Raw genomic sequence first — 15,122 nt, 5'->3', positions numbered from 1 at the left:
TTGGCCGACCGTCCTTTAACGGTATCGCCATGATAGTGAAACCGCAATTGGCACAGCTTGGACTATTTGACGCGAAAGTTCCGCGTTATACAAGCTATCCCACAGCCCCGCACTTCAGCAATGATGTAGGGCCAAGTCTTTATGGTGACTGGATTTCCGGGATCAAGCCGGGCAGTTCCGTGTCGCTCTACATCCACGTACCTTTCTGCCGCAGACTGTGCTGGTTCTGCGCCTGCCGAACACAAGGCACCCAAACCGACAACCCCGTCATCGCTTATGTGGACGTCTTGAAGGCCGAACTGGACCTGCTGGCCGCCCACCTGCCCGAAGGCGTGACCCTGTCGCGGTTGCACTGGGGCGGCGGCACTCCGACCTTGCTGAACCCGGATCTGATGCGAGAGTTGGCCACCCGTATCCTCGAAGTTGTACCTTTGGGGCCGGACGCCGAGTTTTCGGTCGAGATCGACCCGAACGAAATTGACGAGGACCGCCTGGACGCACTGGCCGAATCCGGCATGAATCGCGCGTCTATCGGGGTGCAGGATTTCGACGATGAAATCCAGAAAACCATCGGACGCATTCAAAGCTATGACATCACGCGCAAAGCCGTCGAGATGATCCGCGAGCGTGGAATCTCCAGTCTGAATGCCGACATTCTCTATGGTCTGCCGCACCAGACCAAAGCGAAGATGACCGAAAGCGTGCAGAAACTGCTGTCGCTTAGCCCGGACCGCGTGGCGCTGTACGGATATGCTCATGTGCCTTGGATGGCTAAACGGCAACAGCTGATCCCATCCGATGCCCTGCCCACCCCGGAAGAGCGGTTGGACCTCTTCGATACGGCCCGGCGCCTCTTCCTGTGGGACAACTACGCCGAGATCGGCATCGATCACTTTGCGACGCAGGATGACGGGCTGACCCACGCGCTGAACGCGGGAAGGTTAAAACGCAATTTCCAAGGGTACACCGACGATCAGGCCGAGGTTCTGATCGGGGTCGGTGCGAGCTCGATTTCGCGATTCCCGCAAGGATACGCCCAGAACGCGCCCGCAACGTCGGCACACACCAAAGCAATTCGCGAAGGGCGGTTCTCGACCTCGCGCGGACACCTGTTCAAGGATCAGGACATCCTGCGTGGTCGATTGATCGAATCGTTAATGTGCGACTTCCGCATCGATACGGCCGAGATTCTGCGCGATTACGATGTCACCGCCGCGGAATTGCAGAGCATGTACGAGGCAGCAAATAACTCCTTCGATGGATTGTTAAGCATCACCAAAAACGGTCTGTTCATCCCGCCCGAAGCGCGTGCGTTGACCCGAATGATTGCGCGCAGCTTTGACGCATATGACCTGAGCAAGGCAGGACACAGCTCGGCAATCTGATAAGACAAAACGACAAGACTTGACGCGGAGGGTGGGTTTTCCCCACACTCAGAGGGCGGGTGACACTCCGCCCCGCGTCTGAGGCAGGCAGAGTACCAGACAGTAAGTGCCGACGCGTTCGCGCTCGACCGCCTTTTTCGTGCAGCCGTTCTGCAACTTGAAAGAGGGACAGCATCCATGCGCGTTTTCACCGTCCTCGGCCCCAGCCAATCGGGCAAAACATCTCTGGTCGAGGCCATTAGCCGCCTCGATGGCCGGCCAACCACATTCGACGTATCCGGAACCGTGCATTTGCACGGTTTTTCTTACTTGGACGAGCCGTGGTGCGCCATCGACGTGGATGGCGGCAGCGACACGCTGGCCTATGTCGGCCCGGCCATGGCGATCTCGGACGCGGCTGTCGTGGTCGTACCACCTGACCCGGACGCCGCCGTGCTGTGCGCCCCATACCTGAGGCTGGTCGAAGAAGCCGGTATTCCCTGTTTTCTGTTCATTAACCGCATGGACAGCCCCAATGGCCGCATCCGCGACATCATCGCCGCGTTGCAGACCTACTGCACCAATCACATCGCGTTGCGACAAGTCCCGATCCGCGATGGTGAAACGATCATCGGAGCCGTCGATCTTATCTCGGAACGAGCCTGGAAGTATCAGGAAGGGCAGCCCTCGGCCCTGATCGAACTGCCGCAATCCGTCGAAGACCGCGAGCAGGAAGCACGAACCGAATTGCTCGAGACGTTGTCGGATTTCGATGACCATCTGCTTGAGCAACTGATCGAGGACAAGCAACCACCCAGTGGAGAAATCTACGATCTGGCCGCGCAAGTCCTGCAGAATCATCAGTTGATCCCGGCCTGCCTTGGATCGGCAAGCCACGGAAACGGGCTGACCCGGCTGATGAAAGCCCTGCGCCACGAGGCTCCGGAATTCGATATCGCGGCAGGGCGGGACGAAGCGGCCGAAAACGCGCGCGCCATTGCCGGTTTCGCCGATGTCAAAAAGCACATTGGCAAGATCATTGTCCTGCGCGGGCTTGGCGAGGGCGTCAAAGCACATGAGCAATTGGGCGGGGAAACGGTTGGCAATCTGACGATGCTGGATGCCAAAACCCAAATCTCGGAACTGGAGGCCGGGCAAATCGGACTGGCGGTGAAATCGGATCACCTGAACCCCGGAAACCTCTATGACAGTGCCGAGGCGACCCCGTTACCGGAATGGGCATCATCCCATCCTGCAGCGCATCGCCAGGTTGTTTTCCCTGCGCATGAACGCGACGATGTGCGCCTGTCCAACGCGCTAACCCGACTGGTCGAAATCGACCCCGGTCTGCACATGGAACAGGATGAACTGAGCGGTCACGCAATTCTGGGGTCACAAGGACCGCAGCATATGCGCCGCGTCAGCGCCAAGCTGGACGAGGATTTCGGGATTGAGATCGCGACAGAACAGGTCGAGACCGCCTATCGCGAGACCATCCGCGCGCCCGTCGAGCATCGCCATCGCCACCGCAAACAGTCGGGCGGCGCGGGTCAGTTTGCCGACGTCGTGATCTCGATCGCGCCGACGCCCCGCGGGTCCGGGTTCGAGTTCGAGGAAGTCGTCAAAGGCGGTGCCGTGCCCCGGAATTACATCCCTTCGGTCGAACACGGGGCCAAGGATGCGCTTGCGCAAGGCCCCGAAGGATTCCCGGTCGTGGACGTCAAAGTTACCCTGAGCGATGGCAAGCACCACAATGTCGACAGTTCCGACTATGCGTTCCGCACGGCGGGCAAGAACGCGGTGCGTGAGGCACTGCCACAGGCGAAACCCGTGGTTCTGCAGCCGATTTTGAATGCTGAGATCCATCTGCCCTCGGATTTCGTCGGCGATCTGGTCCCCACGATCAGCTCGTTGCAGGGTCAGGTGTTGGGCTTTGAAGGCAACCCGAACGCCTCGGGCTGGGAGATTTTCAACGCCCAGCTTCCCGCCGTTGCCGAGGACGAACTGCACCGCACCCTTGCCAGCGCCACACGCGGCACCGGTTGGGTCAAGCTAAGCTTCGACCATTATGAAGAGCTGCGCGGGCCGGTGCCAAAATCCGCCTCACGCGAAGCCGCCAACGCATGAAGCGAACCTGACGCCTTAGGAGGTGAGAGATCGAAGGAACTAAATCCTTCGATTTCTTGCATCACTTTGTTTGTCAAAGCTTGGACCTGAACCACTCCAAAGGATGTTCTCCGAACAATACAACGAAGACTACGACAACAGGGCAATCTGGGCCGGGAATGAGGCCAGAACGCTTTATTAAAGAAACTTAGAAGGCAAGAGACACCGACAAACCAGGCTTTCCGGAGATAGTCTCTGCCGTTGTTTTCCCGTTATCCCGCCGCAGCGATCAGTTCGCGGGTGTAATCCGTTTGCGCGTTTTCGAACAGATCTTCGGCCGCGCCCATTTCGATCACGTCTCCGTTCCGCATAACGATCACGTTGTGTGACATCGCGCGAACGACTTTCAGGTCATGACTTATGAACAGGTAGGCCAGCCCGTATTTCTGTTGGAGATCACGCAAAAGATCGACGATCTGGACCTGCACCGTCATGTCCAAGGCACTGGTGGGTTCGTCCAGAACCAGCAGCTTGGGCCGCAAGACCATCGCACGGGCGATGGCGATACGCTGACGCTGACCGCCTGAGAACTCGTGCGGATAACGGTCCATCATGGCGGGGTCCAAGCCCACTTCGGTCATTACCTCAGCCACCAGATCCCGCGGCGAGCGATGCGGGTCGACTTTGTGGATCGCCAGCCCCTCGGCGATGATCTGCTGGCAGGTCATGCGCGGGCTCAGGCTGCCGAACGGGTCCTGAAACACGATCTGCATATCCTTGCGCAGCCGCCGCAGCTGTCGTGTCGACCAGCGGCGCACGTCCTGATCGCGGAAGGTGATGCTGCCTTCGGATGCAATCAGCCGCATGATCGCCAAAGCCAGCGTTGTCTTGCCCGAACCGCTTTCGCCCACAATGCCCAGCGTTTCACCAGCGCGCACGCTTAGCGTGGCGTCGTTTACCGCTTTCACATAGCCAACGGTACGCTTCAGAAATCCGCGCTGAATCGGGAACCAGACTTTCAGATGATCTGTGCGCGCCACCTCTTCGGCATCCGGCGCCACAGGATCGGGGTGGCCCGAGGGCTCAGCCGCCAGCAGCTTGCGCGTATACGGGTGCTGAGGGTTGTCGAAAATCTCACCCGTTGCGCCGGTTTCGACAATCTCGCCATCCTTCATAACGCAAACCCGGTCGGCAATGCGGCGCACGATCCCTAGATCGTGCGTGATGAACAGCATGCCCATATTCTCGGATTTCTGAAGCTCGGCCAGCAATTCGAGGATTTGCGCCTGAATGGTCACATCCAAGGCCGTCGTTGGCTCATCCGCGATCAGAATATCGGGCTTGTTGGCAAGCGCCAAAGCAATCATCACACGCTGACGCTGGCCGCCCGACAATTGGTGCGGATAGCTGTCCAGGCGCTCCTCGGGGTCGCGGATGCCAACTTTGGTCAGCAGTTCGACGATTCGATTGCGCGCGGCATCGCCGGACAGTCCCTGGTGCAAGGCCAGCGACTCAGCCATCTGCTTTTGAATTGTGTGCAGCGGATTGAGCGAGGTCATCGGCTCCTGAAAGATAAAGCTGATGTCGTTGCCCCGCACATCCATCAGGTGCTTTTCGGACGCGCCGATCATCTCCTGCCCGTCATATGTCACCGAGCCTTCGACGATCGCGCTATCACCCAGCAACGAAACGGTAGACAGGGCCGTCACGGACTTCCCTGACCCGGATTCGCCCACCAGAGCGACCGTTTCGCCCCGGTCCACAGTAAAGGACACACCTTTTACCGCCGCACTGATCTGCCCGTCCTGCCGGAACGAGACCTTGAGGTTGTTCACATTCAGCAGGCTCATGAAAAGGTCTTTCTGGGATCAAACGCATCGCGCACGCCTTCGAAGATGAAAACCAGCAGCGACAGCATGATTGCAAAGGTGAAGAAAGCGGTGAAAGCTAGCCACGGCGCCTGCAAGTTCTGTTTGGCCTGCAGTGTCAGTTCTCCCAAAGACGGGGCCGAAGATGGCAGGCCGAAGCCCAGAAAATCGAGCGAGGCCAGACCGCCGATGGTGCCCGTTACGATGAAGGGCATGAAGGTCAATGTCGCCACCATCGCGTTGGGCAACATGTGGCGGAACATAATCGTCATGTTCCCGACGCCCAGCGCCCGGGCCGCGCGTACGTATTCCAGGTTTCGAGCCCGCAGAAACTCGGCGCGTACGACGCCCACAAGTCCGGTCCAGCCAAATAGGATCATCAACGCGACCAGAAGCCAGAAACTTCGACCCAGAATTGCGAACATGATGATGATCACATAGAGTGAGGGCGTAGCTGACCAAATCTCGATGATGCGCTGGAAGATGAGATCAAGCCACCCGCCGAAAAACCCCTGAACAGCCCCGGCAAAGATACCGATCAGACTGGCCACGCCTGTGACAACAAGAGTGAACAAGATCGACAGACGGAACCCGTAGATCACACGAGCCAGCACATCGCGTTTGGTGTCGTCCGTGCCCAACAGGTTCTGGCCATTGGGTGGCAGTGGCGCGGCACCAGGGCGATCCACGCTGGTGTTATAGGAATAAGGGATCAGCGGCCAGATGGTCCAACCGCGTTCAAACCCGTCCGCCTCAAAGGTACCGGCTTTGATTTCGTCGACTATCCCCTCGGGGTCGTCGAAACACGACTCCAGCCCACCGCTGTCGATCAAACATTGCACCTCGGGGTCGCGATAGATCGCCTCGGTCTGGAAATCACCACCAAACTCGGTTTCGGGATAGAAGTTGAAGATCGGCGTGTAGAACTCGCCGCGGTACTTCACCAAGATCGGTTTGTCATTTGCGATAAACTCGGCAAACAACGACAGTCCGAACAAAATGGAGAAGATGATCAGCGACCAGAACGCCCGGCCATTGCGTCGGAAATTGCGCCAGCGGCGCTGGTTGAGGGGGGACAATGCCATTTACCCCTCCCGCTTTTCGAAATCGATACGCGGATCGACCAGCACATACATCAGATCGCTGATGATGCCGACAACCAGCCCCATCAGGCCAAAGATGAACAGCGTGCCGAAGATCACAGGATAGTCGCGGGCCACCGCAGCCTCGAACCCCAAACGGCCAAGACCATCAAGCGAGAAGATCGTTTCGATAATGATCGAACCACCGAAGAAGACGCCGATAAAAACCGCAGGGAAGCCCGCGATCACGATAAGCATGGCATTGCGGAACACGTGACCGTACAGAACTTTGCTTTCGCTCAGACCCTTGGCGCGGGCGGTCATGACGTATTGCTTTTTGATCTCATCCAGGAATGAGTTCTTGGTCAGCAGCGTCAGCGTCGCAAAGGCCGAGATCGTCAGCGCGATAATCGGCAAGGCGATGTGCCAGAAATAGTCGACGATCTTGCCAATCAGGCTCAGGCTCTCCCAATTGTCCGAGGTCAGCCCCCGCAGCGGGAATATCTGCCAGTAAGAGCCACCGGCGAACAGCACCAGAAGAAGGATCGCGAACAGGAAGCCCGGAATGGCGTAGGCCACGATAATCGTACCACTGGTCCATGTATCAAAGGTCGACCCGTCCTTGATCGCTTTCCGAATACCCAAGGGAATCGATACCAGATACGCAATCAATGTCGACCACAGGCCCAGCGAGATCGAAACGGGCATCTTCTCCAACACCAGATCAATAACACTGATCGAGCGGAAATAGCTCTCGCCAAAATCCAGCGTCAGGTAGTTGCCCATCATCGTCAGGAAACGCTCGACCGGCGGTTTGTCGAACCCGAACTCTTTCTCAAGTTCCTCAATGAACTCCTTCGGCAAACCTCGGGCGCCGATATATTCGCTGTCCGAACCAAAGGTCTCTTCGGCTGGCGCACCTTCGCCCCCGGCAAAACCTGCGAACACGTCACCTTCGCCCTGCATCTGAGCCAGTATCTGCTCGATCGGGCCACCCGGCACAAATTGCACCAGGGTGAAGTTCACAATCATGATTCCAAGTAGCGTCGGTATGACCAGCAAAAGCCGGCGAAGAATATACGCGCCCAAATCGGTTACCTCACCGCGCCAGCAGCTTTCAGTTTCTGGTACTTCTCTTCGTTAAACCACCAGAAGTCAAACTGCCCGACGGCCAGTGGCGGCAACACTTCGGGATGTTCGAACATGTCGTAATAAGCGACCCAGGTATCCGAGACATATCCGGTTGGCACCTGAATACGAAGATACCGGAGGACGCGGTCTAGAGATTTCAGCGCAGCGATCTCTTCCTCGCGGGATTTCGTGTCCAGCGACGCATCGATGATGGCGTCTACAAGCGGTTCCTGCAGGGATTGAGGGTTATAGGACGAAACAACTGCGGTTTCAGACCCGTAAGCTTGTTTGAGCCCAGTGCCAGCTTCCAGAAACGGCTGGTTTCGGAAAAAGATCATATCGAAATCTTTATCGTAATACCGCTGAATCCACTGTGCGCTGTCGATTTTTTCGACCGTCACCGCAACGCCAAAGCTTTCCAGGTTGGCGGCGTACGTCGTCACAATGGCCTCGGCCGTGTCCGACGAAGAGGCGTTGAGCATGATGGTGATCTTCAGCGGATTGCCGTCCGCATCCTGCAGTTTACCGCCGCTTGACACCGTCCAACCAGCCTCTTCGAACAGCTTCAGGGCCGTTCGCTTGTTGCGACGGTCCACGGTACGATCCGCATTCGAGGTATGGGCACGCACCGCTTCCTGCGTGAAAAGCTCTTCGGGAACGATATCGCCCAAGGACCGCAGGAACGCCGTTTCCATCTCGTCAGGCAGGCCATCAGCGGCCACATCAGCGTTTTCGGAGAAGGAATGGCGCGGTTCCGTCAGCCCGAACTGAAGGGATTCGGACGTCCATTCAAAATTGAACGCCAGCCCAAGTGCCTCGCGGACCTTGATGTTGTCAAACGGTGCACGTTGCATGTTGAAGATGAAACCTGACGGAGAAGGAGGCGTCTCAACGGGAATGCTTTCACGCTTTACATAACCGTTCTGCACCGCCGGGAAATCATACCCTGTGGCCCATTTCTTGGTGCTGCCTTCAGCGCGGAAGGTGTAGATGCCCGCTTTGAACGCTTCGAACTCGGCAGCATCGTCGGCAAAATACTCGACCCGAACGGTTTCAAAGTTATGCCGGCCAACATTGATCGGCAGGTGCCAACCCCAATAGTCGGGGTTTCGCCGATAAATGATATAGCGGTTTATCTCATAGTCATCGAGCACATAGGGCCCGCTTCCCATCGGTGTCACAAGGCTTTGCTTGTCCAACCGTTCGCCGGTTTTTTCGTACCAGGCTTTCGAGAATACGGGCGTACCGCCGACCTGCGAGATTAACGATCGGCGCGAGATACCGTCAACAAAGTTAAACTTGATCGTGTGGTCATCGATGATCTCGTACCCTTCGATGCGCTGCTTTACCGCCCGCGCATAGCTGCGGATGCCCTGCTCGAGGAACAGGTCATGCGTAAACGCCGCATCATGCGCAGTAAGCGGAGTACCATCAGCGAAACGAGCTTCGGGCCGCATGTAGAAGATGCACCATTCCTTGGTGCTGGGATATTCGACGGCTTCCGCCAACAGGCCATAGGATTCGGTGATCGAGTCCGCAGGCGAGGCCGATCCAAACGGGCTGTCGCCAAACATGCTTTCCGCGATCAAGCCAGAGTAGAGACCCGCTTTGCCCTGCCAGTTAAAGCGGTTCATGCCATCGAAGGTTCCGCGTGCGGAAACAGAGATCTCACCACCGACAGGCGCGTCGGGGTTTACGTAGTCGAAATGTTTGAAGTCTGGCGGGTACTTGAGATCGCCGAAGAAGGAATACCCGTGCGCCTTGATAAGCTCGCTATCGGCGGCGCCAGCGGCCATTGCTCCGCTCAACCCGGGCGTTATGGCGGCTACGGCGCTTCCACCCATCAATTGCAGCGCTGTTCTCCGCTTCATCATCGTCAACGTCGATTTCGTGCGATTTTGTGTCATGCCCGCCTCTTCTACAGCCCTTGCAACGTCTTAATGCGCCTAAACCTAGCTAAAGGTCCAGCACTGACAGATTCAAGTTTAGAATGCGTGAGCGCTTTGTGAAGATTTACTTAGAAAAAAAGCCGCTGCACGAGGCAGCGGCTTTGAAACCTGTCGAAACTGAGCGAAGCGTCAGTTGATGGTCTGCAGATAGGCAATCAGGTCTGCCCGTTCCTGCGGCTTTTTCAGACCGGCAAAGCTCATGGAAGTGCCCGAGATATAAGCACTGGGGCGCGTCAGGAAGGCATCCAGCGCTTCGGGTGTCCAGTTGCCGCCATGCGCCTGCATTGCTGGCGAATAGCCGGTGAAGCCTTTGGCCGACGCGACCGGACGGTCGACGATTGCATACAGGTAAGGGCCGGTGCCGTTTGCACCATCTTCCAGCTTGTGACATGCCGTACACTTACGGAAGACCTTGGCACCTTTGTCCGGATCTGCGGCAGCCAACATGTCTTCGAACACCACCTCTTCACCATCGGCGCTTTCGCCGGAGCTTTCGGTTTCGATGATGTACGAGGCCGTCTCGCCATGCCCATCCGCATGGTAAAGAACCTGAGCGCCCCATTTGGCCAGAAGCAGCACCAGGAAGGTGCCAAACAGGCCTGCTGCGGCCTTGGTAACTGTCATCGTGTCGAACATTGATCGCGAGTCCATTTCAGCTGTCTGCGGGGTGTCTAAGGCTTCCCCTGACAAGAGGCAAGGTATAGACACCGCGACTAAACGCCCAATTTTGGAACTTGTTGCACGGAATCGACCATATGACCAAACGTATTGCATTTCAGGGAGAACCCGGAGCCTATAGCCACGAGGCCTGCCGCGATGCGCGCCCCGATATGGAGGCCCTGCCCTGCCGAACATTCGAAGATGTGATCGAATCGGTTCGTTCGGGCGATGCCGATCTGGCGATGCTGCCGGTCGAGAACACGACCTATGGGCGGGTAGCCGATATTCACCGCCTTCTGCCTCACAGTGGGCTGCATATTATCGACGAAGCTTTTGTGCGTGTTCACATCAACCTTCTCGCGGTGCCAGGAGCCAAGCTTGAGGACATTACCGAGGCGCACTCGCACCTGGTGCTTCTGCCTCAGTGCGCGGAGTTTCTGAAAGAACACAACATTCGAGGCCGCGTCAGCCCCGACAACGCCCGTGCGGCGCGCGAGGTTTCGGAACAGGGCGAGATCCACTCAGCCGCCTTGGCCAGCGAACTGGCTGGTGAAATCTATGGGCTGAACGTTCTGGCCCGTCACATCGAAGACCGCGACAACAACACGACGCGTTTTCTTGTGATGTCGCGGCAGGCAGACATGACGCGGCGCGGCGATCACGGCATGATCACCAGCTTTGTATTTCAAGTCCGCAACATCCCGGCGGCGCTGTACAAGGCAATGGGCGGGTTTGCCACAAACGGGATCAACATGACCAAGCTGGAAAGCTACATGGTTGATGGGTCCTTCACCGCGACGCAGTTTTATGCCGATATCGTGGGCCATCCGGACGATCGGAACGTACAGCTGGCCATGGACGAGTTGGAACACTTCACCACGAATGTCGAGATTCTGGGCGTCTACCCGGCCGCTCAGCCGCGCGGCTGAGGCATTCACGGTTTAAGTGACGGAAAATCGCTTGCACCGGGCGCCGTCGTGCTGCCGGTAATCCACGAAACCCATCGACGAATAATAGGCCAACCCTTCGGCGTTTGCGGCTCCGATGGTTGCGTCGATGGCTGACAAACCCCTGTCACGCGCGGCGAAAAGTGTCGCGCGAAAAAGGGCGCGGCCAACGCCGCATCGGGCCGCCGATGGGCGGATATGTGTTCCAATGATGCCCCATCCGACCGGAGCGCCATAAGGGTTGTTTTCAACCGCCATTTTCAGCGACTGAAATCCTAACACCCGATTTCCCTGAACGGCGACCGAACACCTGATCCGATCCGGATCAGCTATGTAATGTTTACGAGCAAATTCCACGTCAGATCGCTTACTGCGCTTTCCGGCAGCGGCGATTTCCTTCAGCACTTCTGAAATCCCTTCGGCATCGGCCAATTCGGCTTCACGGATTATTAAGTTGTCCATTTCGCACCCGCCAACACCTTGGACGTTTCCATTCAACCACCGTGAATATGGCGTTGTTCCATTTCCCGCGCGAATTCGCTCAGGCGCGTTTGAAACTGCCGTCTGAACCGCGATTGTCCAAGCCTCAGAGACTGTAGCAGCAACCGCGCCGGCAGGGATTTGGCCGACAACGACATGTCCACGCTCAGGCGCGTTCGACGCTGCGACAGGGCCAGGAACTCAACCGTCGTCACCCCGTTCATCCCCTTGCTGGCGGCTTCGAACCGCATATGCGAGGGCGGGTCGCAATCGGCCATCTGGACCGAGACCTGACGCGGCTTGCCACGCAACTTGAACTCGGTCTCCCAAGTGGTGCCGGGCACAACACCCATATGACCAGACATGCGCCGCACCTCGATTCCGCGACGCATCGCCATGCGCTCGAACCGTTCAAAATCGGCAACCATTTCGAATACTGCGTTAATCGGAGCTTCGATATCTTCGCGCGCTGTAAACTGCATTGTGGTTCGCGGGTCTCTTGCGTTTCAGCCTAGTATTTTGTCAGTCCAGCGTATCTGCAAGCCAGTTTTGCAGAAGAAAGTGCGCAATCGCGCCTTTGCGGGCCAGTAACAGTTTCGGGTGTTCCCCGGCAAACGCCTGCATCATCTCGGATTTGCTTACCCACATCGCATCTTCGATTTCGACCGGGTCGATGGTGATCTCACGTAACAAAGCCTCGCCCGCGCATCCAAACATCAGCGAAGCGGGGAAGGGCCAGGGTTGGCTGGACAGGTAACTGACCGCGCCGACTGGCACACCCGCCTCTTCCATGACTTCCCGGCGGACCGCAGCCTCAAGCGTTTCACCCGGTTCGACGAAGCCTGCCAGTAACGAATACATCCCTTCCGGCCAGCCCGGGGACCGCCCCATCAGAACCGAATCTCCATGCGTAATCAACATGATGACAACGGGGTCGGTTCGGGGAAAATGCTGGCCGCCGCAAGACGGGCAACTGCGTTGCCACCCCGCTTGCGTCAGATCACTGGCCGCGCCACAGCGCGCGCAGAATCTGTGGGTTTCGTGCCAGCCGATCACCGCTTTGGCCGAGGCCGCCAGTTCGGCATCTCTGGTCGAAAGCCGTGTCATGATCCGGCGCAACTCGGCAAATACATAGCCCTGAGGTAAGTCGGGGTGCTGTTGCTCGGACCGGTCGACAAAAGCACCCACACCCGACAGATCCAACCCATCGGCGGACCAGTTTGAAATATCGGCCGCAAAAACAGGTGTTTCGTCGGACATCCCAAGGAAAACCGGCTGCTCGACCGAGCCGCCCGGCCCGCTTTCAACCAGCTTATGCGTCATTGGAATCAGCCCCAACTGATCCAGCGCGTCCCCCTGGACCAGAACCTTGCCACGCCACAGCATCAAACACTTTGCCTGCGGATGTACCTTGGCCCGGTTGATTCCTTCGGCATCGCCGCGAATATGCGCCGCACGATCCAGCCCTGAACCACCAAACGTCACACATTCCGCATTTTTCATAACAGATCCTTAGGCTTGTCCGCACAGGGCTGCCATGACGGCCTGACAGTTGCAACGGCTTTCCGCGCGCGCGATCTCAAGTTGCCATCGAATGAACACAGCTACGCCTTGAAATTTGCAGTGAATAATCTTTTTGTGGAAAATGACTAAGACAAAACTGCCAGAAGAAGAATTTTGAAACTTTCCCCTTCTCTGCCATCGCAGACTGTGCGGGTCCGAATACTGGCCACATCGGATCTGCACATGAATTTGAGCAGTTTTGACTACTACTCCGACACTCCCGAACCTTCGATCGGTCTGACCCGAACCGCGAGCCTGATCCGGGCGGCGCGTGATCAGGCGCACGACGCCCTGGTGCTGCTTTTTGACAACGGGGATTCGCTGCAGGGAACACCGGCCGGAGATCTGGCTGCAGAACAAGTCACTGAGCGCCATGTCCTGATGCAGGCCTTTGGGGCGCTTGGCTATGATGCGATCGGGTTGGGCAATCATGACTTCGGATTCGGGCTGAACGTACTGGACCGCATCCTGTCGCAAGCGCCTTGCCCCGTGATTTGCAGCAATGTTCATCGAGTGGGTGAACCTTCCGTGTGGCGGGACCACGTGGTTCTGAAACGCTCGATAGAAATAGACGGACGACACGTCGAGCTGAAAATCGGTGTCTTCTCGGTTTTGCCGCCGCAAACGCGGAAATGGGAATCCCACCGGCTGGCAGACAAGGTGCAGATCGACGACATCCTGACATGCGCGCGGATCAAAGTGTCGGAACTTCGGTTCCAAGGATGCGATTTGATTGTGGCACTAGCCCATACCGGGCTGGGCTCCTCTGACCCAGAGCCCGATCTGGAGAACGCCGTTATTCCCCTCGCGGCCATTGATGGGATCGATGCAATCGTCGCCGGGCACACGCATTTGACGCTGCCTGGCGCATCACATGCAGGGTTCGAACATGTTGAGGCCGCCAGCGGTCTTGTACACGGGGTGCCGGTCATCATGCCCGGATCGGCCGGCTCGCATCTGGGGCTTATCGATCTGACCCTGACCACGACAACGGACAGGAAGTGGTCGGTTGAAACACAGCAGGCCGAATTGCGGCCGGTATCTGGTGCAGGCCCGGTGCCTGAGGATCCGGAGGTGGTGTCTCTGTTTTCAGATTTACACACCGCGACGCGCCAAAGGGCCGATGAACCCGTTGGGCGCACGGATCGACACCTGCACAGCTTTTTTAGCTTTTGCGCCAAGGATCGCGGGCTTGCGATGGTTGCAGCAGCACAGGCCGCTGTGCTGCGTAATCATGTGAAGGGGACGAGCTGGGAGGACACGCCGATGCTGTCCGCCGCAGCGCCGTCGAAGTTCGGAGGCCGCGCAGGGCCGCGTTTCTATACGGACGTCCCCGCAGGTGTGGTTCGCATGCGCCACGTGACCGACCTGAGTATCTTTCCCAACGAGCTTAGGGCGGTCGTTGTTTCCGGTGAACAAATCAGAGACTGGCTAGAAATGTCAGCCGGTGTTTTCAACCAGATGACGCCGGGCAGGCAGGCCAAACTGGTTAACCCGGATCGTGCAGGGCACAATTTCGATGTTTTGTTCGGTCTGAACTACGTGATCGACCTGAGTGTGCCACCGCGCTTTGACGCCAACGGTCATCTGATCAATCCGAAAACCCGGCGCGTGTCAGACATCCACCGCGATGGTCAAGAAGTAGCGACAGACCAGCGTTTTGTCGTCGCGCTGAACAACTATCGGGCAAACGGAGGTGGGCATTTTCCGCCTATCCAAGAGGCCGAAGCAATCACACTACCGCCTTTGTCCATTCAGGAGGTCCTGCAGAACTACCTGAGTGGAGACTTACCTCAGGAATCACTGGACCAATGCCCCTGCCCGTTCAGTTTCGCGCCCGTGCCCGGTGCCTCAGCGCTTATGAATACCAATCCAAAGGCACAGGACCATATCGCGGAAATCGCTCAGTTCAGCCCAAAGCTCGTGGGTGTGGACCAAGGGGGTTTTTTGCAAATTCAACTCTCACTCTGAC

The 15,122-nt window shown here is 57.5% G+C and carries 12 protein-coding genes; 4 read left to right on the top strand and 8 right to left on the bottom strand.

Translation table 11 applies throughout. The annotated features are described in order from the left end of the window. The first annotated feature begins 29 nt into the window (after positions 1-29). Positions 30-1,385, top strand: coding sequence for an oxygen-independent coproporphyrinogen III oxidase (gene hemN / locus ACR0AA_RS17595; protein WP_480665224.1), 1,356 nt, complete (start codon positions 30-32; stop codon positions 1,383-1,385). A gap of 177 nt (positions 1,386-1,562) precedes the next feature. Then, positions 1,563-3,491, top strand: coding sequence for an elongation factor G (locus tag ACR0AA_RS17590; protein WP_480665223.1), 1,929 nt, complete (start codon positions 1,563-1,565; stop codon positions 3,489-3,491). Positions 3,492-3,742: 251 nt separating this feature from the next. On the opposite strand, the gene ACR0AA_RS17585 is transcribed toward ACR0AA_RS17590, so the two are convergent. From ACR0AA_RS17585 to ACR0AA_RS17565, 5 genes are all read right to left on the bottom strand, one after another. Beyond that, entirely contained in the window at positions 3,743-5,320 is a 1,578-nt protein-coding gene (locus tag ACR0AA_RS17585; protein ID WP_480665222.1) for an ABC transporter ATP-binding protein, read from the bottom strand. After that, a complete protein-coding gene (locus ACR0AA_RS17580) occupies positions 5,317-6,423 on the bottom strand; it encodes an ABC transporter permease (RefSeq protein WP_480665221.1) in 1,107 nt (368 codons plus the stop codon). The genes ACR0AA_RS17585 and ACR0AA_RS17580 overlap by 4 nt, the downstream gene beginning before the upstream one ends. After that, on the bottom strand, positions 6,424-7,509 hold the full coding sequence (locus ACR0AA_RS17575; protein WP_480665220.1) for a microcin C ABC transporter permease YejB: 1,086 nt from the start codon (positions 7,507-7,509) through the stop codon (positions 6,424-6,426). It lies immediately after the preceding gene. 5 nt (positions 7,510-7,514) lie between these two features. Beyond that, a complete protein-coding gene (locus ACR0AA_RS17570; RefSeq protein ID WP_480665219.1) occupies positions 7,515-9,458 on the bottom strand; it encodes an extracellular solute-binding protein in 1,944 nt (647 codons plus the stop codon). A 171-nt stretch (positions 9,459-9,629) separates the two neighbouring features. After that, on the bottom strand, positions 9,630-10,136 hold the full coding sequence (locus ACR0AA_RS17565) for a c-type cytochrome (protein ID WP_480665253.1): 507 nt from the start codon (positions 10,134-10,136) through the stop codon (positions 9,630-9,632). A 119-nt stretch (positions 10,137-10,255) separates the two neighbouring features. Between ACR0AA_RS17565 and ACR0AA_RS17560 the strand changes: the two genes are divergently transcribed. Then, positions 10,256-11,089, top strand: a complete 834-nt coding sequence (locus ACR0AA_RS17560) for a prephenate dehydratase (protein WP_480665218.1) — start codon at positions 10,256-10,258, stop codon at positions 11,087-11,089. A 12-nt stretch (positions 11,090-11,101) separates the two neighbouring features. Here ACR0AA_RS17560 and ACR0AA_RS17555 read toward each other — a convergent pair whose 3' ends face one another. From ACR0AA_RS17555 to nudC, 3 genes are read right to left on the bottom strand one after another with little or no spacing between them, the layout of a single operon-like run. Beyond that, a complete protein-coding gene (locus tag ACR0AA_RS17555; RefSeq protein ID WP_480665217.1) occupies positions 11,102-11,569 on the bottom strand; it encodes an N-acetyltransferase family protein in 468 nt (155 codons plus the stop codon). Between the two features lie 32 nt (positions 11,570-11,601). Beyond that, on the bottom strand, positions 11,602-12,069 hold the full coding sequence (locus ACR0AA_RS17550) for an SRPBCC family protein (protein WP_480665216.1): 468 nt from the start codon (positions 12,067-12,069) through the stop codon (positions 11,602-11,604). Positions 12,070-12,109: 40 nt separating this feature from the next. Beyond that, positions 12,110-13,090 carry an NAD(+) diphosphatase gene (gene nudC / locus ACR0AA_RS17545; protein WP_480756512.1) on the bottom strand — a complete coding sequence of 327 codons (981 nt, stop codon included), beginning with the start codon at positions 13,088-13,090 and terminating at the stop codon, positions 12,110-12,112. A gap of 207 nt (positions 13,091-13,297) precedes the next feature. On the opposite strand from nudC, the gene ACR0AA_RS17540 reads away from it, so the two are divergent. Further along, positions 13,298-15,121 carry a bifunctional 2',3'-cyclic-nucleotide 2'-phosphodiesterase/3'-nucleotidase gene (locus ACR0AA_RS17540; RefSeq protein WP_480756518.1) on the top strand — a complete coding sequence of 608 codons (1,824 nt, stop codon included), beginning with the start codon at positions 13,298-13,300 and terminating at the stop codon, positions 15,119-15,121. Position 15,122: the final 1 nt, after the last annotated feature.

Source organism: Ruegeria sp. CE8 (assembly GCF_056537465.1).
The sequence above is the reverse complement of the archived record's forward strand: the minus strand, read 5'-3'. Positions and strand labels throughout refer to the sequence as shown.

Coding starts and splice junctions, on each gene's coding strand:
- ACR0AA_RS17590 (WP_480665223.1), top strand. CDS start 1,563: ATGCGCGTTTTCACCGTCCTCGGCCCCAGCCAATCGGGCAAAACATCT.
- ACR0AA_RS17565 (WP_480665253.1), bottom strand. CDS start 10,136: ATGTTCGACACGATGACAGTTACCAAGGCCGCAGCAGGCCTGTTTGGC.
- hemN (WP_480665224.1), top strand. CDS start 30: ATGATAGTGAAACCGCAATTGGCACAGCTTGGACTATTTGACGCGAAA.
- ACR0AA_RS17580 (WP_480665221.1), bottom strand. CDS start 6,423: ATGGCATTGTCCCCCCTCAACCAGCGCCGCTGGCGCAATTTCCGACGC.
- ACR0AA_RS17555 (WP_480665217.1), bottom strand. CDS start 11,569: ATGGACAACTTAATAATCCGTGAAGCCGAATTGGCCGATGCCGAAGGG.
- ACR0AA_RS17550 (WP_480665216.1), bottom strand. CDS start 12,069: ATGCAGTTTACAGCGCGCGAAGATATCGAAGCTCCGATTAACGCAGTA.
- ACR0AA_RS17585 (WP_480665222.1), bottom strand. CDS start 5,320: ATGAGCCTGCTGAATGTGAACAACCTCAAGGTCTCGTTCCGGCAGGAC.
- nudC (WP_480756512.1), bottom strand. CDS start 13,090: ATGAAAAATGCGGAATGTGTGACGTTTGGTGGTTCAGGGCTGGATCGT.
- ACR0AA_RS17570 (WP_480665219.1), bottom strand. CDS start 9,458: ATGACACAAAATCGCACGAAATCGACGTTGACGATGATGAAGCGGAGA.
- ACR0AA_RS17560 (WP_480665218.1), top strand. CDS start 10,256: ATGACCAAACGTATTGCATTTCAGGGAGAACCCGGAGCCTATAGCCAC.